The organism is Bacillus sp. CBEL-1, from assembly GCF_004348885.1.
In the GTDB taxonomy this organism is placed as follows: Bacteria; Bacillota; Bacilli; order Bacillales; family Bacillaceae_H; genus Priestia; species Priestia aryabhattai_A.
In genome coordinates this window covers 67,636-86,518 of record NZ_SBIM01000006.1, presented here as the reverse complement: position 1 = coordinate 86,518, position 18,883 = coordinate 67,636, and the positions used below count along the sequence as shown (strand labels likewise).

The window sequence follows — 18,883 nt, the reverse complement described above, 5'->3', positions numbered from 1 at the left end:
AGTTCGGCTTCTTGTGATTTCTATTACTGTTCAAGCTCTACTTTTTCGTTGACGGCTTGCGGCTTAAACGCAGAAAGTAGGATCACAATTCCGCTGATGATTCCAATCCATACAAGTATGGATAGTGGACCATCCCACGTGATGCTCTTTCCAAAAAAGAAGAGATCTCGTAACCCTTCAATCATGAATCGCATTGGCAACCATGAATAAATCCAGTCTCTGTAAAAAGAAGACATCATCTCTGGAGGCAGTGAAAGCAAAGGTGCTCCAAAGAAAAGCATTAGGGCAAATAAGGGTATTCCTTTTATGCCTACTAGTGAAAGAACGGCAGAAATCATTAAAATGAAACTAAAGGACGTAATCGTTAAGAATAAGGCTGCGTCTGTAAACTGTGGAATATGGAAACCAACCATGTGAGCAGCTAACCAGGTTAAGCTAAATCCAATTACAAGTGCTATGAAAGCGCCCATAAATAGTTGGATTAATTTAGTTTTTACAACATCTTTACGGTTTCTAGCCTTTAATTTACGAGTTGCGATGAAAAGAATAGCGGCACTTGCTAGGCAAGCAATCCATAAGGGTTGAAACAAAGAGATTGGAGAATTGCCGTTTGCGCTATTTTTTCCGGTTTCGTGAACATTTTCCATCGTTTTACCAATCGGGTTCGCGAACAGTTCAATTTGCTTTGGCGTTAACGTTGCCCCTTGTTTTTCTAATTCAGTAATGAGCTGAGTGCGTACAGTTGTGTTCATCTGATCAACTACATTGTTTACTATTTGTCCTGCAGCTGTGGATGCCATCGTGTTCATCCCTTGATTAATAAAAATCTCTAATTTAGCTGTTTCCGGGGCAGGCGTCTTGAAAGAAGCTTGCTTTGCGCTGAAGTCTTTAGGAATGACGAGTGCTGCGTAATAGTCTCGATTTTCCAATCCTTTTTGCATATCATTTTCATTTTCTTCAACAATCCACTTCACAGCTGGTTCACTTTCAGCTGTAGTTTTTGAGCTTTTTATCACCATGTCCACAACTTTCTGTCCCATATTTACCTCAGGGTGATTAGGAAGCTGAATTCCTTCATCTGCGTTCACAATCGCAATCGGTAAGTTCTTAAGTTTAGGCTGAACGGATGGATATAATGTTTGTGAAAAAATAAAGATAATGCCAAACACAATAAGAGGTGAAAATAAGAGCAGTTTGTTCTTAAACATGTTTCTTCCTCCTTATACTTTTGATAAAATAATGAACAACCTGTTGTTTATGTTGATTCTATTCGAATTCTATACTTTGTATGAGGCGTCATCAATAATCAACATTCAAGGATGTGTCGGTTACGGAACACTACTTAGCAATCTGTTGGATAAAATAAAGGGGGACATACGATGAAAAATCAGCATTTGGACTTGCGAATTGTTCGAACAAGAGAATCAATCCAAAATGCATTTATTGAATTAATTGAGGAAAAAGGGTTCGACGCTATTTCAGTGAAAGATATCACAACGAGAGCCAACATCAATCGAGGCACATTCTATGCGCATTATGAGGATAAATTTGATTTAATGAAAAAATGTGAAGATGAAGTGATGCTAGAGCTTTCTACTATTGTAAAAGAAAATTTCCCAAGCGTTGTCGCTTCTCTAGAAGAGGACTCACCAATAGCAGTTCCGTCTACCATTGCAATCGTAATCTTTGAATATCTAAACAAAAACAGTAGTTTCATGAGAGCGTTATTAGGTCCAAACGGAGATTTATCTTTTCAGACGAGGTTAAAAAAGTTTATGTGGACAGAAATCTTTGAAAATGAAGCCTTTGACTTTGTTCGGAAAGAAAATTTTCTTGTTCCAGGAGACTACTTGGCTTCTTACATAGCTTCTGCGCATATTGGAGTAATCCAACAGTGGCTTAATAGCGGCCGAAAAGAATCGCCAGAAGAAATGGCTAAAATCTTTTCAATCATTACTTTTAACGGTCCTTTTTTTGCTGCTGGTTTGAAAAAATAAGGTGCCAGAAGGTCTATCTAAGAACGATCTTCATCTCAAAAAAGCTAAACTGCTGTTAGTTTAGCCTTTTTTTAAAGATGTTTAATCGGTTAGCCGAAAGATGCAACCCCTCTTTCAAAAGCAGCTAAATGATTGACAGATGCGTTTCGTAGCTGTGAAAAGACCGTTCGTGCATCACTTGGAATATCGTATGTTAAAAAGCGTTCGTACATCTTAATATTATCAATCTCTGCTTGAACACCTGCTGAATATGCAGCTTTGAGGTTTGCTGGAGTTTTGACAAGGTCTTGAGAAGTATCATCAGGAATCGGTGCTTGATAGCGATCAAATAGTGGCAGTAGTGCATCAATATGGCGTAGTTCTGCTTCTTTAATTTGAACAAATGTTCGTACGGGCCCAAACGTTTGAATAACGTTATTATATCTAGACTGAGCTAGGTACTCGTCTTGAAGTGCATATGTCAGCATTTCTGATAACGATAGCGATGGTGCATTTAATGCCCCTTTAGCACCGTAATCATCAAGCTGCCTTTGAGACGAAGAGGGCTTTGGATTTTTCATAAAATATAAGAACCATACAGCGTGATTCTGCTCATCTGAGGCTGCTCGTCGAAAACGATCTTTTATCGTAAGGTCTTGCGCTTTGTCTGAAATATCTAAGTAAGAATCCACAGCTTCTTGCTCGTCTTTAAACGCAAACTCAATGCCATCTTTATAATTGTTGGGACATTGTTCAGTGATTTGATAAGAGGGCTGTCTTCCAGCTAACGCTATATAAATTCTGGTGAACTCTTCAAGGTGTCGTTTTTCATCTTTTTGAATTTCACGTATTTTGTTGCGCTCTTCTTTTGTCGGTGCTAGGTTAGCTAACTTCTCGTAGCACGAAATAGCACTATACTCTGCATTGATAGCTTTTTGAATATCGCTTAAAAGCTTTGTATCTGAGGTGTTTCGATAAAAATCATGAAAGTATGAATACATAGATTGTCCTCCTTGTATTTGCAATTCATACATTTTATGTATGTAAAGCGGGCTAGTGTGCATGACTATGTTCTAAGACGTAATGATTAGTTAATTCGTATGATGTTTTTTCTAACGCTTAATGCCTTTTTCCTGTTTTTACATATCATCCATAATTTTCAATTTATGAATGATATACTTTTTAAGTTAAGAAAAAACGGACGAGTGAGGCGAACAAGATGAAGAAATGGTTACTTGTAACAGCTGCAAGCTTACTACTAGCAGCTTGCGGTAAAGACGAGAGTGCAGAACAAGCGAAAGAAACAGCGGCTGCGGAAGAGCAAAAGAATGAAGAAAAAATAGAAAAAGAAGCTGAAAAGGAAAATTCAAAAGAAGAAACCTCAAAAGTGGAACTATCCCAAGAAGAGACAGACAAGCTTCGAATTCCAACGGTTTCGATCGATTCACCATATTACGAAAAAGATCTTACGGAACAAGAACTAGTTGAAAACTATATGGACGAGACGGGAAGAATTTACTTTAGCTTAACGGAAGAGCCAATCCGAACAATTGTCAGCAGTACGTCATCTTCAAAGGTTTCAAACATCACAAACTACAGTGATGTGTTTATTAATCCAGAAAGCCAACAAGCATATCAGCTTCAAAATCAAGCCGAAAGGGATCAAATCTATAAATTGATTTTAGCCAATCAGCCAACGCAGCTCCAAGGCACGGATCCTTCTGAGTATAGAACATGGGAACAAGCGACGAACTTAGAGCGAGGCATGATGCAGATGCTTTATTTAGTCGGACCGACAATGAATGATATTAAAACTGCGATGGACCGTGACTTATATGATCACCCGGCGTTTGTAGTAGGACAAGAAGAGCTAGAAAAACTAGGCGCACCGCTTGTTTTTGCACCGGCTCCGCAAACTCCGTTAGACTATGAGCTTTTTGAAAACATGAAAATGGTTCAAGCAATGTGGGGACAGGTAGGTAAATTTGAGAATCCTGCTGAAAATAAAGCGGAATTTGAAAAGGTATATGCCCAAGCGAGACAAGAAACCAACAATTTATTCGCGCGCATTAACTATGCGTTAACGGAAGACGGCTTTAGTGAATAAGTAAATTTGATTTATCAAAAACAAAAGCTGAACCTCATGTAGGCTCAGCTTTTTGTTTTGGCACTTTTTAAGTAAAACAAAGATTACTTAATGGAAAAACCTTCGTCTTCTTTCATGCCAGTTCGATCTTTGAACTCATCAAGCAAATCACGTACTTCATCAGTCGTTTCTGTGCTCATCAGTAAGTTTCGTAACTCACTTGCACCTCGGAATCCACGAACGTAGATTTTGAAGAAGCGACGAAGCGGTTTGAATGGACGTGGCTCTAATTCTTTCGAATATTTATCGTGAAGATCTAGCTGCAAACGAAGAAGGTCTAATAGCTCTTCGCTTGTATGCTCTTTCTTTTCTTTTTCGAACGCGAATGGATTATGGAAGATTCCGCGTCCAATCATAACTCCATCAATACCGTACTTCTCCGCAAGCTCCAAGCCTTGTTGACGGTCAGCAATGTCACCGTTAATCGTAAGAAGCGTATGAGGCGCAATTTCATCACGAAGTTTTTTGATTTCTGGGATCAGCTCCCAGTGTGCGTCCACGTCACTCATTTCTTTTTTCGTACGAAGGTGGATAGATAGGTTAACGATATCTTGTTCTAAAATATGCTTTAACCAGTCGTACCACTCGTCGACTTTTGTATAGCCAAGGCGCGTTTTTACGCTGACAGGAAGTCCGCCAGCTTTTGCTGCTTGGATAATTTCTGCCGCAACGTCTGGACGACGGATTAAGCCAGATCCTTTTCCGTTTCCTGCAACGTTTTGTACAGGACAGCCCATATTAATATCAATGCCGCGGAAGCCCATTTCAGCCATACCAATACTCATTTGACGGAAGTATTCAGGCTTGTCTCCCCAAATATGCGCAACGATTGGCTGCTCATCTTCAGTGAACGTTAGACGTCCTTTTACGCTATCTTTTCCTTTCGGATGGCAGTAGCTTTCCGTATTCGTAAACTCTGTAAAAAACACATCAGGTCGAGCTGCTTCTGTCACCACGTGACGGAAAACAACGTCCGTTACGGCTTCCATTGGCGCCAAAATAAAGAACGGACGAGGCAGCTCATGCCAAAAATTATCTTTCATTGTATATCTAAACCCTTTCCTTAAAGGGAAACGCGTTCCCGAAATTAAAAAGTGAAATGATTGTTAGAGAGCTGATTTCTACTATAGAAGAAATTCAACCACTATATACTTTAATAGTATTAAATAAAAAGTGCAAGGGAACGAGACATCTTGTTGTGCTGGAAATTGTTATTTAAATCGTTTTGTGGTTCTGATGAAAAGGAAAATGATTGAACTTTCTATAAACATTTTGTAAAATTAAATAGTGCGCAATATTTATGGAGGGGGAAGCGAATGTGGAGACTTTGTACGACTTGACGGTAAAAAAGACAAATGGCGAAGAACAAGCATTAAAGAAGTATGAAGGCAAAGTAGTACTCATTGTAAACACGGCTAGTCACTGCGGTCTAGCAGGTCAGTTTAAAGAACTACAAGAGCTATATGACAAATACAACGAACAGGGCTTAGAAATCTTAGGTTTTCCATGCGGTCAATTTAACAACCAAGAGTTCGATAATATTAATGAAACAACGCAGTTCTGTCAGCTGAATTACGGCGTAACTTTCCCGATGTTTGCGAAGGTTGATGTGAACGGAGAGAATGAAGACCCGCTGTTTACGTTTTTAAAGAATCAAAAAAAGGGTCTCCTATCTAAAAACATCAAGTGGAACTTTACAAAGTTTCTTGTTGATAAGAAAGGCCGTGTATTAGAGCGCTATGCGCCAACTGTGGAGCCGAAAAAGATTGAGAAAGAAATTGTGAAGCAGTTAGCGCTGTAGAGAAAGATTAAAAGGAGCTTAGGTATCTAAGCTCCTATAATATTACTGTCCGTCCGTAAGAGGATATAGCTCATACTCCCACTGATGCGTACATTCCTCTAACATATAATATCCGCGTTCTTCGTTGCGTACAATCCAGGAGCACTGCTGTCTGGGTATTAGCCCTTCGTCACCATCGCTTACAACATCAATCCAGCGCTGACCTGTTTTTTTATCATACCGGGTGATGAAATCCATCCCGTTAATGGTTATTTTCTCTCCGTCACTGTTGCTTTTTGCTTTCAGTATGAAATTCTCTATTTCTTTTGTACTGACTGACGATGAAGAAGAGGCTAAATACACATCTTTTGCTCCTTTCCATGAGTTAAACCTGACAATATCTTTGGAAACCCATGTTGGATTATGGGCTCCTAATGCTGCCTCAGCTCCTTCTTCAACAGGATATTCGGGTCCTCTCACCATAAATTCCACCGATTGATTGTCGAGAAGCTTACCAATTACTCCAAATCGTGTTTTATAAAAGTGATAAAAATACGTTGTCTCACCTAGAGTGACGTGACGATACTCAATTACAAGAGATTGTTTGTGACTGGGAGAATCAATCTTTGTATAGTCATAATCCATGAACAAGACCATAAACCCATGTATAAATAAGGCCGGAATTCCAACGATTAGTCCTAAACCAATCCACAGCTTTTTGTTAACAAAAAACAGCACGATGATATTGATGACTAAAGGAATGAGATAACCAGTTGGTTTTAAAAAGAGGAAAAAATAGCCTGATAGATGCATAGATGTTAGTCCTAAGTCCATTACGCACAGAAGAACGAGTAGCCATTTTGCTTTTGTCATTTTGTTTCCTCGTTTCTATGTATGAAATGCATTAAAACATTTAGAATGATTTTAGCATAGGATTAACAAATTGTGGGAAGTTGTTTGAGGGTAAAGAGGTTGATGATAGTTTATAAGATAGATACTTTAACTCTTGCTGTTTACCAAAAACCCCTTGATCCACCCCGTCCAAACCCCTAAACTAAAAGTAACAGTTTAATGGAAAAAGGTGGAGCGGTGGACTACATGAACAATCGATTACTAGTAAACTCAAAAAACACGAATCTTCTACATGAGCTTGTGACTTCTTTGAAAGAGTGTAAGAGCTTTTATTTTAGCGTGGCTTTTATTAATTTTAGCGGTCTGCAGCTGCTTTTAGACCCTTTGAAGGAAGCGGCTAATCGTGGTGTAGAAGGGCGTATTATTACGTCGACGTATTTGAATTTTACGGAAGTGAAGGCGTTAGAGAAGATTAAAAGCTTTGATAATATTGATCTTAAGGTATTTAGCTCGGTAGAAGAAAAAGGGTTTCATACGAAGGTTTATATTTTTGAGTATGAGAGCGACTACAAGGTGATTATTGGATCTGCAAATATGACGCAAAGCGCGCTGAAAAGCAATATTGAGTGGAATGTAGAGGTTGTATCAAAGAGCGAAACGCCTTTCATTCAAGATGTACTAAAGGAATACGAGCATTTGTGGGACATTAGCAACGACGCCACGAGCGAATTTCTCGAGGAGTACGGAAAGTTTTTGGCTGCGCTAAAGGAAGCAGCGTACAAGCCCCAGATGATTTTTGAACAGAGTGAATACATCAAACCAAATAAGATGCAACAGCGCGCGATGGGAAATTTAGGGCGCTTGCGCAGCTTTGGTGAAACGAAAGCTTTAGTCATTGCGGCAACGGGTACAGGTAAGACGTATATGTCAGCATTCGACGTGCAAAAAGTGAAGCCAAAGCGCCTTTTGTTTATTGTACACCGAGAAGAGATACTCCAAAAAGCAAAAGAAACGTTTGAAACGCTGCTTGTGAACGAGGGAGTGACGTTTGGCTTTTTGACAGGAAGCTCGAAAAATCAAGAAGCAGACTACTTGTTTGCGACGATTCAAACGTTAACGAAGCACTATAGTACGTTTGAGCGAGATTCGTTTGATTATATTATCTATGATGAAGCGCATCATGCGACAAGTCCTTCTTATCAGCGAGTAATGGACTACTTTACCCCAGCATTTACGCTAGGCATGACGGCAACGCCAGAGCGAAGCGACAGCATGAACGTATTTGATTTGTTTGATAACAACGTAGGTATTGAAGTTCGTCTTCACGAAGCGCTAGAAGATCAGTTAGTTGTACCGTTTCACTATTTTGGTATTACGGATATTGAAGATGTTGATTTAAGTGATATTGACATTGATGATATAGCCGAGGTAACCAAACGGTTAAAAGTAAATGAGCGCGTTGATTTTATTATTGAAAACATGGAGTTTTATGGTCACGACGGCTTAACTCGTAAAACGCTTGGCTTTTGCGCTAGTATTGAGCACGCTGAGTATATGGCAGCACAGTTTAATAAGCGTGGCTACAAAAGTGAAGTGTTACATGGCGGCCATTCCATCCTTCAGCGTCAAGCGTGTATTAAACGATTAGAAGACGATAGAGATGAATTAGAAGTCATCTTTTCAGTAGATATTTTCAATGAAGGTGTGGACATTCCATCGGTGAACTCTGTATTAATGCTTCGTCCAACAAATTCACCAATTGTCTTCATCCAGCAGCTGGGACGTGGTTTGCGCAAGCACGAAAGCAAATCATTCCTAACAGTGCTTGATTTTATCGGAAATCACAGCAAGGTCTTTTTAATTGCCCTTGCCTTAAACGGCAGCCGCTATTACGATAAGGAAAGCTTAAAGGTAGCTATAGCAACGGGATTCCCAAGTATTCCAGGTGCTACGCATATTCAAATGGATGAGATTTCACGCGACAGAATTTTAGCGCAAATTGACCGTGAAAACTTCAATTCGCTGAAGTACCTGAGAGAAGAGTACAACGAGTTCAAAAAATTAAATCAAGGCATGATTCCGTATTATCTCATGGACTATTTAAAGTTCGACGGAGCGCCTGACCCAGTGAAATTTATTAATAAAGAAAAATCATATCTTCAGTTTGTAGCAAAAACCGAAAAAGACGACCAGCTGAAAACTTTGTTGCTTCATGAAGACTTTGAAAGTGCCCTTAAGGAATTGTCTAGTAAGCTACCAATCAAGCGGGTATACGAGTTTGTGATTTTGAAATATTTACTAGGTCATGACAAAGTTTCACTGAAGCAAGCTAATAAAGAAATCTTGAAATACGTAGAGAACGTGGAGGAAGATACGGTAAGGCATGCGTTTGAAGTATTAAATCAAGCGTACTATGATAGTGGTCAGCTTCGTTCTAAGTTAAAGCTACTTGATTTTAACGGAGAAGAAGCGGTGAAAACGGAGCGCTTTGTGAATGTTTTACATAACGATCAGTTTAAGCCGTTTATTAAAGATGCGATTGATTATGGTATTTTCCGCTACGAAAAAGAGTTTGGTAAACGAGATTACGGCGTACCGCATTTAAAGCTGTATGAACAGTACACGATGATGGACCCAGCTTTACTATCAAACTATCGGAAAACGCACAGCTCGTTTCGTGGTTCTGGTTTATTAACAAATGAGAAAGAGTTTTTCTTATTTATTGATCTTCATAAGGAAGAAGATATTAAAGAAAGTATTAACTATCAGGATAAGTTCATCGATAAGCGTACGTTCCACTGGCAAACGCCAAACAGTACGACCCAAAAATCTGAGCGAGGAAAGAATATCATTTTTAACAAAGATAGAGGTATTTATCTGCATCTGTTTGTACGAAAGTATCGTAAAATTGATGAAAAAACTGAGCCGTTTATTTATATCGGAAAAGGAAATACGGTTGAGTACCACGGAGAAAAGCCAATTACGGTCATTTTAGAATTAGAAAATGAAATTCCAGCACTTCTGTATACAGAGTTTACGGAAAGAGTATAGCCTTCTCATCATGAGAAGGCTATTTCTTTTCTACTAACAGTTCAACCGCCGGAACATCAGCTGGTGCCCAGACAAGTGAATGAAGGTTTTCTTTGTTTAACCAAACAAGCTTCGCATGCTCAGTAGGCTGCGGTGTACCTTCAGCAATTTCAGCTTTAATGGCAATAAGCTCAATGATAAACGTATCGTATTCATGCGTATGCTCGTTATGTAATTCGGTTGCTTTGATTTTACAGTGCAGCTCTTCTTCAATTTCTCTCACAATCGCAGAGTAGATGTCTTCGCCTTCTTCTACTTTTCCACCAGGAAATTCCCACATGTTCGGTAGAGACATGTCGTTTGAGCGAAGAGCACATAGCACTTCATTTTGATCATTTTCAATAACGGCCGCAACGACCTTTATTTTTTTCTTCACGGTTCATTCTCCTTACAGCTGTTTTGTTTCATCATAACATAGGAGAGTAGGAGATTATAAGATCGGAATTGATAGGTAGATTGAGGGTGATGAGGGAAATGAACCACATATCTTCTTTATTTGATATAATATTTACAATATATGTGAACACAATGACATAAAAAATAAGAATCAGGTGATAATCTTGATAGTCTACGAAGCTACAAAACAAGAGTTTTTGACAGATATATTTGATGATAGGTTAGTGAATAATATTTGCAACAACTATAATGAAAAAATCGGTAAAGTCAATCAAAGTGAAGTTCGTTCTTGGGATAATTCAATGCAGTATATGTACCGGATTTTGAGTGATAGAGACATACCGAAAAATGCTGGAGTTGCGATTGAATTTAAGATTCCTTATACGTCTAGGCGCGTTGACTTTTTAATTTCTGGGCGAGATGATGAGCGTGACTCTATTGTCATTGTTGAATTGAAGCAGTGGGAGCGCGTCGAAAGAGTAGAGAATAAGGAAGCTATTGTGAAAACGGGTATGAACAAAGGGTTAGTTGAAACAACACATCCCTCATATCAAGCATGGTCATATGCTTCGTTAATTCAAGATTATAATGAGAACGTGCAAAAAGAAAATATAAAGCTTTATCCGTGCGCTTATTTACATAATTATATCTATCAAGAAAAAGATCCGTTAACAGACCCGATTTACGAATATTATATAAACCAAGCGCCTGTATTTATGAAGGGTGAAGCTGCTAAGCTACGAGATTTTATTAAGCGTCATATTAAATATGGAGATAATAAAGAGAATATATATAAAATTGAAAATGGACGGATTCGGCCTTCGAAATCATTACAAGATTCACTAAATAGCATGCTTCAGGGTAACGAAGAATTCATGATGATTGATGTTCAAAAGGTTGTATATGAAGCAGCTCTACAGCTTGCAAAAGAAGCAATTCGAACAAATATTAAGCAGGTGCTTATAATTGAAGGGGGTCCTGGAACAGGGAAATCTGTGCTAGCAATTAATTTATTGGTAGAGCTCACAAAGAGTAGCATGGTAGCTCAGTACGTAACAAAAAATGCTGCTCCTCGTAAGATTTATGCTAATAAACTAAAGGGAGACTTTAGAAAAGGTCACATAGATAATTTGTTTACAGGTTCAGGGAGTTACATTAACACACCAGTAAATGAGTTTGATACTTTAATTGTGGATGAAGCTCATCGTTTAAATGAAAAGTCAGGTCTTTTTGCCAACTTAGGTGAAAATCAAATGAAAGAAATTATTCAAGCGTCTAAGCTAGCTATTTTCTTTATTGATGAGCAGCAGCGGGTGACTTTAAAGGATGTAGGAGAAACAAACAGTATTGAAATATTTGCAAGCGAAGCTGGTGCTATAGTGACGAAAGCACGTTTAGAATCTCAGTTTCGTTGCAATGGGTCTGATGGTTACTTAGCGTGGTTAGATGATGTATTAGAAATTCAAAAGACAGCTAACGACAATCATTTAGGCAATCAATACGATTTTCGCATTTATTCGGATCCTAATGAACTGAAGCAAGCCATTTTCAAGCTAAATAAAGTGAAGAATAAGTCTCGTTTAGTAGCTGGATACTGTTGGAATTGGGAGAAGGAAGGAAAAAACAGCACGGATGTTCATGATATTACAATTGAAGAACATAACTTTGGCATGAGCTGGAACTTAGGGAATTCAGAAACGTGGGCAATTGATTCTGAATCTGTTAATGAAGTTGGATGTATTCACACGTGTCAAGGGCTAGAGTTTGACTATGTAGGTGTTATTATTGGCGATGATTTAACCTATCGTGAAGGCGAAATTAAAACAGACTATACGAAGCGCGCAAAAACAGATAATTCATTACGAGGTTTAAAGAAGATGATGAAAAAAGAACCAGAAAAAGCATTAAAAATTGCTGATGAAATTATTCGAAATACGTATCGTGTGTTATTAACACGTGGACAAAAAGGTTGTTTTGTATATTGTACAGATAGCTACCTTGAAGAATACCTGCGTAATCGTCTGCAAGTGACCGATACTTTTTATAAGGCAAATGGTTTTTTTGCCGATTGGTCTGTGGTGGCAGAGGATAGCTGAATTTATTAAATAGATTCTAATTCTAAAGCATCCCGAGAGATAAATAGCTCACTTCAGGATGCTCTAAACCTAGGTATTACTGCTCCCTCTTACATTAAAAACAAGCCATACAACTTGAATCACAAGCGGAATGACAAAGGCAAGCACTAACACAATAAAGGATAATAGTTTAATCTCAGGGGTTTGAATGGCACCCGCTCCGTCCACTTTTCGCGTCCATACCATAATAGTGCCTAAAACAAATAGCATGGCCCAAAAACAGTTCGTAATCCACCAGGAAATCCATCGTTTTTTCATGAAATCGCTCCTTTCATCTTTGGCATAAAGCAAATTTACTTTTAAGTTTTTCCTTTATTATCCAGGATTTATTATCCAATAATTAACAAAAAAACAATTTTTCTATATTTTATTTATGATTTTGCCAGAGAGGTTATAAATGGATTTATAAGATAAGTGCTTTGAAAAATGAAGTGTTGTACAGTGTTAGCTAAGTGAAATGAAAATAAAAATTGTAAAAATTTATAAAATTTGATATGTTTAAAGTGAATTTAATATCGGTGTAGAAACAGGTGTAGATGAAAGGTATCTTTCATCTGCTTAAAAGGGAAGTTCGGTTGGATTCCGGCGCTGTCCCGCAACTGTATTTGGGAGCGATTCGAAAAAAGCCACTGTTTTCATGGAAATGAAGATGGGAAGGTTCGAAGAGCGATGATCATAAGCCAGGAGACCTGCCTGTTTTAGCATGCATCAATACCTACGCGGATAGGGGGTGTTAAGTGCGAAGTGACAAACATGTTTTAAAAATGATTTAAAAACATGTTTATTTGAGTATTGTCTCGCGGCTTAACAACTTCTTTGAGAAGTTGTTTTTTTGTTGCTTTTTTACAGGGTACGCGTGATGGAGGTGAGCAGCTGTGGATGGATCAGTTGAGTATTTTGTGAATTACTTCAAAACGAGCATTATGAATAACGTAGTGGCAGAGAATCCTTGTACACTTTCAGACTATTATCACGAGTTACGAGATTGTGTGGTAGATGAGAGGGGGGATGCTGAAAAGAAGGCTCTTTTTTTACACAATATTGAAAAGGCTTACAAGATAGTAGGTGAAGAGATATTTGGAATGGAGGAAGAGAGGTATGGAGACTGAAGCGAGGTTTTTTCCGGGACTTGAAGGCGTTGTAGCTACTGAAACAAAAATTTCATTTCTCGATACACAGCAAGGAAAAATTATTATTCAAGGATATGACCTGATTGAGCTATCAAAATCAAGGAGCTATCTTGATATGATCTATCTTTTACTAGAAGAAAGGCTCCCCAATAATAACGAGAAGAAGCTAGTCGAAGAATTTTTAAAAGGAGCGTATGACATTCCAGATGAACTGTTGGATGTCTTCCGCTTACTCCCTAACGGCACGCATCCAATGGATGGATTGCGAACAGGAATTTCGTTTCTTTCTGGCTTTGATACGAGGCTTGATGACCGCTCGCTATCAGTAAATAAAAGCCGTGCTTACAAGTTGTTAGGTAAAGTGCCTGCGATTGTGGCCAACAGCTACCGGTTAATTGAGAAGAAAGAACCTATTCGTCCCCTTAAAGAGTTATCGTATAGCGCAAATTTCTTTTATATGATCACCGGAAAGAAGCCATCGTCTCTGGAAGAGCAAATCTTTGATCGTTCACTTGTTTTATACAGTGAGCATGAGATGCCAAACTCAACGTTTACGGCGAGAGTCATTTCTTCTACTCAGTCTGATTTATACGGAGCGTTGACAGGAGCTGTTGCTTCTTTAAAAGGAAACTTGCATGGAGGAGCTAATGAAGCGGTAATGGAAATGCTTTTAGAAGCTGGTACTGTGGATAAATTTGAAGAGCTGCTGGCCGCTAAGCTTTATAAAAGAGAGCGTATCATGGGATTTGGACATCGCGTGTATATGAACAAAATCGATCCGCGTGCTTTAATGATGAAAGAGTCGCTCAAACAGCTATGCGACCTGCAAAGAGATGATCGCCTTTATCGCATGTGCGAGGCGGGCGAGGAACTTATGAAGCGTGAAAAAGGTCTTTATCCAAACTTAGATTACTACGCAGCACCTGTTTATTGGATGCTTGGTATTCCTATTTCACTTTATACACCAATCTTTTTTAGTGCTAGAACGGTAGGATTGTGTGCGCACGTTATTGAGCAACATGAACATAATCGACTTTTTAGACCTCGCGTACAGTATGTAGGCGAGCGCCGCTTTTAACAATTTGGGGTTGTTCACGGCCGCTCACCGAATGGATATTTTGGCGAATACCCATTTCTATCATAAATAAATTTGAGTAGAAAGGAAAGATGCACATGTTGAAAACGAATGAGCAAGTCAAAACGGATGTTTTGTTAGAGGAGATCGCAGATTACGTTCTTCATAAGGAGATTAAGAGTTTAGAAGCGTTCCAAACCGCTCGTTATGTGCTGCTTGATACGCTTGGGTGCGGGATGCTGGCGCTTAGTTATCCAGAGTGCACAAAGCTTCTCGGCCCAGTTGTTCCAGGGACGGTTGTTCCAAATGGCAGCCGGGTGCCGGGCACGTCATTTGAGTTAGATCCAATTCGAGCTGCGTTCAACATTGGCTGCATCATCCGCTGGCTGGATTATAACGATACGTGGCTAGCGGCAGAATGGGGACATCCTTCTGATAATCTTGGAGGTATTTTAGCGACGGCTGACTACATTAGCCGCGTACGTATAGCAGAAGGGAAAGAGCCGCTGGTTGTTCGTGATGTACTTGAAATGATGATTAAAGCACACGAAATTCAAGGCGTACTGGCGTTAGAGAACAGCTTAAACCGAGTTGGGTTAGATCACGTGATGTTTGTGAAAATTGCTACGACTGCAGTTGTTACTAAAATGCTTGGAGGAACGCGTGAAGAAATTATTAATGCTTTGTCCAACGCGTGGATCGATACGGTGAGCTTACGTACCTACAGACATGCGCCGAATACCGGTTCGAGAAAGTCGTGGGCTGCGGGAGACGCCACGAGCAGAGGCGTACAGCTGGCTATGATGGCAGTAAAAGGAGAAATGGGCTATCGGACTGCGCTTTCTGCACCTAATTGGGGTTTCCAAGACGTATTATTTAATAAGAAACAGGTAACGCTTGGCCGCCCGCTTGATTCCTATGTCATGGAGCACGTGCTGTTTAAAGTGTCTTACCCGGCAGAGTTTCACGCTCAAACGGCCGCGGAGTGCGCAGTTAAACTGCACGGAGAAGTCGTGAATCGATTAAACGATATTGCGTCGATTACAATTACAACGCATGAGTCTGCGATTCGCATTATTGATAAAGAAGGGCCGCTTCATAATCCAGCGGACCGAGATCATTGCTTGCAGTATATTACGGCAATTGGTCTTCTTAAAGGAACAATTGCTGCCGAAGATTATGAAAACGAAGTTGCAGCTGATCCGCGAATTGACGAGCTGCGCAGCAAGATGAAGGTTGTTGAAAATAAACAGTATAGCGAAGACTACTTGGATCCGAAAAAAAGATCGATTGCAAATGCCGTACAGATTCATTTTAAAGATGGTACCCAAACAGAAGAAGTAGAGTGTGAGTATCCGTTAGGCCACCGTTTTAGAAGAGATGAAGCCATTCCAAAGGTTAAAGAAAAATTCTCGACTAACATCAAAACGCGTTTTCCTCGTAAGCAGCAAAAGCGAATCGAAGGAGTTTGCTATAACCAAGAGGAGCTTGAAAACATGAGCGTAAACGAGTTTGTTCAATTGTTTTTAATCTAAATAAGGAGGGTCTTACATGACGTGGATTGTCAATCAGCCGTTATCTCAGCAGGAGCTAGCTGCTACGTTTCAACGGCTTATGGATGCACCAGAAATCCTTCAACTTCCGGGTGCGCATGATGCTATGGCCGCACTTGTGGCTAAGCAAGCGGGTTTTTCAGCACTTTATCTATCAGGCGCGGCCTACACGGCAAGTCGGGGGCTGCCCGACTTAGGAATCGTGACATCTACTGAGTTAGCCGACCGAGCGAAGGATTTGATAAGAGCTACAAACTTGCCTGTGCTAGTTGATATTGATACAGGCTTTGGTGGCGTTTTAAATGCTGCCCGTACCGCTAGAGAAATGGTTGAAGCAAACGTAGCTGCCGTTCAAATTGAAGATCAGCAGCTTCCCAAAAAATGCGGTCATCTCAATGGAAAACAGCTTGTAACAATAGAAGAAATGGTGCAAAAGATTAGAGCAATTAAAGAAGTTGCTCCGTCTTTAATTATTGTAGCTCGGACGGATGCTCGCAGTAGCGAAGGTTTGGAGGAAGCTATCAAACGAGCAGCTGCATATGTGGAAGCAGGAGCTGATGCTATTTTCCCTGAAGCACTGGGTTCCGAAGAAGAATTTCGAGCGTTCAAAAAGCAAATTCAAGCTCCTCTTTTAGCTAACATGACAGAGTTTGGGAAAACACCGTACTATACAGCAACAGAATTTAGTAATATGGGTTTTCAAATGGTCATTTACCCAGTCTCGTCACTTCGCGTAGCAGCAAAAGCGTACGAAAGGATATTTGAGCTAATCAAGGCGACGGGTACTCAAAAAGAAGCAACAAGAGATATGCAGACAAGAAGCGAGCTATATGATATTATCTCGTACTATGATTTTGAACATTTGGACAAGAACTTAGCTCAAACCATTCTTACAGAAAAGCATAAGTCGTAAGCAGATAAGGAAGTTAGAATAGTGTGAGCTTGCTGCAACCTGAACTAATTACTGTTCTTATTCTAGTAGACCAGATATAGCAGTTAAATCATTTAGATAAGAAATAAAACAGAAAATTTGTATATAAATAGTAAAAAAGGTCGAGGAGTTGCCCATAAATTGAGCAACTTCTCGACTTTTTTAATGATTTTTTGACAAAATTTTAATGGTTAATTATGTATTAATCTATATTTTTTGCCTTTATTGTTATATATTAAAAATATAGTAAATTATAGAGAAAAAGGTCTGTTTGCTACTTGCCTATAAACAGAAAAAAGGGGAGCAGTTACAATGAAAAAAGTGTTAACAAAGGGGATTACTGTTTTAGCATTACTCGTGGTTTTATTAAGTGGACTTCCAACAAATAAAGCAGAAGCTGCTAGTAAAAGCACAGCAAATCAAGATTTAATTATTATCAACAAATACTATAATAAGCTAGTTTATTATCAAGATGGAAGTTTAGAGATGGTTAAATCTGTTGCGACCGGAAAGTCGTGGGAAAATACTCCGGTTGGTTTTTTTAAGGTAGTAAATAAAATAAAAAATCGCCCTTATTATAAAGGGAAAATTCCTGGTGGAGATCCTCGTAATCCATTAGGTAATAGATGGATTGGCTTAAATGCCAACGGAACGTACGGAGATACATATGCAATTCATGGAAATAACAATCCAAGCAGCATCGGAAAATACGTGAGCTTAGGCTGCGTTCGTATGCATAATGCGGATGTAACCAAACTTTTTGATAAAGTAAAAGTAGGTACGCCAGTGGCCATTACGTATTCGTATAAAAGCTTTGAAGAATTAACGGCTGTGTACGGATATGATTTTAAAGGCTACAGCACCAAGTGATAAATGAAATGATTTAAAGAAAACCGCCAGTCCCTTAGTGCACAGGCGGTTTTCTTCTTTGTTTATAATTGACTTTATAATTAATTATGCTCAACATCATCAGAATAAAAGTGCTGATAGCAAAGTAAGTAAATCCGCTTTTATTAAATGAATATAGATAGAAAAAGCCCGAACTGATTATAAATAATAGATATATGCCAGTAGTTAGTATCCAATATCTCTTCATAAACACATTTTCTAGTCGCTATTTACTTATTTTACATAAACAAAATATGGCGTTTACATCAAGTATAATAAAATAAGATAGAGTGTAAAAGAGGTCTAAATGGATAAAATGGTGAACAAACTAGAAGTAGGAAAAGGAAATGTTGAATAGAGGTGTAGCGGGTGAAAGAAATAGTAGCTTGGGGTAAATCCATTCTAATTGCAGTTGCCATTGTCTTTTTGGTACGAAACTTTGTGTTTGTTCCAATCATTGTAGACGGCGCGTCGATGATGCCAACGCTAGAAAGCGAAGAACGCATGATTGTCAATAAGCTAGGAGATGTTGATCGGTTTGATATTGTTGTGTTTCACGTGACAAAGAATAAAGATTACATAAAGCGCGTCATTGGACTGCCTGGTGACCATATTGAATATAAAGATGATACGCTTTATATTAACGGAAAAGCATACGAAGAGCCTTATTTGGACGAATATAAGAAAGGTTTATTGGGACAACCTCTTACAGAAGACTTTAAGCTTGAAGAGTATACAGGTGAGACAGTTGTACCAAACGGACAGCTGTTTGTGATGGGGGATAACCGCCGCAACAGCCTAGACAGCAGGTCGCCGATGCTTGGCACGGTTCCGTACGATCAGGTGGTTGGAAAAGCAGAGCTTGCATACTGGCCTTTAGAGAAGCTAGAGGTTATCGGTTCTGATTCAAAAGAGTAGAAAACGATTGTTT

The 18,883-nt window shown here is 39.1% G+C and carries 17 protein-coding genes and 1 riboswitch; of the genes, 11 read left to right on the top strand and 6 right to left on the bottom strand.

The features are described from left to right. Nucleotides 1-23: 23 nt before the first annotated feature. Nucleotides 24-1,208 carry a YhgE/Pip domain-containing protein gene (locus tag EPL02_RS05145; protein ID WP_131887182.1) on the bottom strand — a complete coding sequence of 395 codons (1,185 nt, stop codon included), beginning with the start codon at nucleotides 1,206-1,208 and terminating at the stop codon, nucleotides 24-26. Between the two features lie 171 nt (nucleotides 1,209-1,379). Here EPL02_RS05145 and EPL02_RS05140 point away from each other — a divergent pair, with 171 nt between their 5' ends. After that, the gene (locus EPL02_RS05140; protein WP_131887181.1) at nucleotides 1,380-1,997 is read left to right on the top strand and encodes a TetR/AcrR family transcriptional regulator; all 618 of its coding nucleotides are present in this window, start codon (nucleotides 1,380-1,382) and stop codon (nucleotides 1,995-1,997) included. Nucleotides 1,998-2,086: 89 nt separating this feature from the next. On the opposite strand, the gene EPL02_RS05135 is transcribed toward EPL02_RS05140, so the two are convergent. After that, a complete protein-coding gene (locus EPL02_RS05135; protein WP_131887180.1) occupies nucleotides 2,087-2,977 on the bottom strand; it encodes a ferritin family protein in 891 nt (296 codons plus the stop codon). 218 nt (nucleotides 2,978-3,195) lie between these two features. Between EPL02_RS05135 and EPL02_RS05130 the strand changes: the two genes are divergently transcribed. Continuing rightward, a complete protein-coding gene (locus EPL02_RS05130; RefSeq protein WP_131887179.1) occupies nucleotides 3,196-4,083 on the top strand; it encodes a hypothetical protein in 888 nt (295 codons plus the stop codon). Between the two features lie 83 nt (nucleotides 4,084-4,166). Here the strand turns inward: EPL02_RS05130 and EPL02_RS05125 are convergent, their stop codons facing one another. Continuing rightward, nucleotides 4,167-5,165 (bottom strand): tRNA dihydrouridine synthase, encoded by a 999-nt coding sequence (locus EPL02_RS05125; RefSeq protein WP_094911401.1) that lies wholly within the window; start codon nucleotides 5,163-5,165, stop codon nucleotides 4,167-4,169. A 275-nt stretch (nucleotides 5,166-5,440) separates the two neighbouring features. On the opposite strand from EPL02_RS05125, the gene EPL02_RS05120 reads away from it, so the two are divergent. Beyond that, the gene (locus EPL02_RS05120) at nucleotides 5,441-5,923 is read left to right on the top strand and encodes a glutathione peroxidase (RefSeq protein WP_131887178.1); all 483 of its coding nucleotides are present in this window, start codon (nucleotides 5,441-5,443) and stop codon (nucleotides 5,921-5,923) included. Nucleotides 5,924-5,965: 42 nt separating this feature from the next. Here the strand turns inward: EPL02_RS05120 and EPL02_RS05115 are convergent, their stop codons facing one another. Then, nucleotides 5,966-6,775 (bottom strand): hypothetical protein, encoded by an 810-nt coding sequence (locus tag EPL02_RS05115; RefSeq protein WP_205687701.1) that lies wholly within the window; start codon nucleotides 6,773-6,775, stop codon nucleotides 5,966-5,968. Between the two features lie 225 nt (nucleotides 6,776-7,000). On the opposite strand from EPL02_RS05115, the gene EPL02_RS05110 reads away from it, so the two are divergent. Next, nucleotides 7,001-9,805 (top strand): DEAD/DEAH box helicase, encoded by a 2,805-nt coding sequence (locus tag EPL02_RS05110; RefSeq protein WP_131887177.1) that lies wholly within the window; start codon nucleotides 7,001-7,003, stop codon nucleotides 9,803-9,805. A 19-nt stretch (nucleotides 9,806-9,824) separates the two neighbouring features. On the opposite strand, the gene EPL02_RS05105 is transcribed toward EPL02_RS05110, so the two are convergent. Next, entirely contained in the window at nucleotides 9,825-10,220 is a 396-nt protein-coding gene (locus EPL02_RS05105) for a (deoxy)nucleoside triphosphate pyrophosphohydrolase (RefSeq protein WP_094911403.1), read from the bottom strand. Nucleotides 10,221-10,404: 184 nt separating this feature from the next. Between EPL02_RS05105 and EPL02_RS05100 the strand changes: the two genes are divergently transcribed. Further along, entirely contained in the window at nucleotides 10,405-12,336 is a 1,932-nt protein-coding gene (locus tag EPL02_RS05100; RefSeq protein WP_131887176.1) for a DUF2075 domain-containing protein, read from the top strand. Nucleotides 12,337-12,405: 69 nt separating this feature from the next. Here EPL02_RS05100 and EPL02_RS05095 read toward each other — a convergent pair whose 3' ends face one another. After that, nucleotides 12,406-12,633, bottom strand: a complete 228-nt coding sequence (locus EPL02_RS05095) for a DUF3923 family protein (protein ID WP_131887175.1) — start codon at nucleotides 12,631-12,633, stop codon at nucleotides 12,406-12,408. Between the two features lie 253 nt (nucleotides 12,634-12,886). Continuing rightward, nucleotides 12,887-13,086, top strand: a riboswitch (cobalamin riboswitch). A gap of 164 nt (nucleotides 13,087-13,250) precedes the next feature. On the opposite strand from EPL02_RS05095, the gene EPL02_RS05090 reads away from it, so the two are divergent. From EPL02_RS05090 to lepB, 6 genes are all read left to right on the top strand, one after another. Continuing rightward, a complete protein-coding gene (locus EPL02_RS05090; RefSeq protein WP_131887174.1) occupies nucleotides 13,251-13,484 on the top strand; it encodes a hypothetical protein in 234 nt (77 codons plus the stop codon). Beyond that, nucleotides 13,474-14,583, top strand: coding sequence for a citrate synthase (gene mmgD, locus EPL02_RS05085; protein ID WP_131887173.1), 1,110 nt, complete (start codon nucleotides 13,474-13,476; stop codon nucleotides 14,581-14,583). Before EPL02_RS05090 ends, mmgD begins: the two co-directional genes overlap by 11 nt. Nucleotides 14,584-14,678: 95 nt before the next feature. Then, nucleotides 14,679-16,115, top strand: coding sequence for a bifunctional 2-methylcitrate dehydratase/aconitate hydratase (locus tag EPL02_RS05080; RefSeq protein ID WP_131887172.1), 1,437 nt, complete (start codon nucleotides 14,679-14,681; stop codon nucleotides 16,113-16,115). A gap of 16 nt (nucleotides 16,116-16,131) precedes the next feature. Continuing rightward, nucleotides 16,132-17,046 (top strand): methylisocitrate lyase, encoded by a 915-nt coding sequence (prpB, locus tag EPL02_RS05075; protein WP_094911408.1) that lies wholly within the window; start codon nucleotides 16,132-16,134, stop codon nucleotides 17,044-17,046. A gap of 330 nt (nucleotides 17,047-17,376) precedes the next feature. Continuing rightward, nucleotides 17,377-17,934, top strand: a complete 558-nt coding sequence (locus EPL02_RS05070; protein ID WP_094911409.1) for a L,D-transpeptidase — start codon at nucleotides 17,377-17,379, stop codon at nucleotides 17,932-17,934. A 387-nt stretch (nucleotides 17,935-18,321) separates the two neighbouring features. Beyond that, on the top strand, nucleotides 18,322-18,870 hold the full coding sequence (gene lepB / locus EPL02_RS05065; RefSeq protein WP_094911410.1) for a signal peptidase I: 549 nt from the start codon (nucleotides 18,322-18,324) through the stop codon (nucleotides 18,868-18,870). Nucleotides 18,871-18,883: the final 13 nt, after the last annotated feature.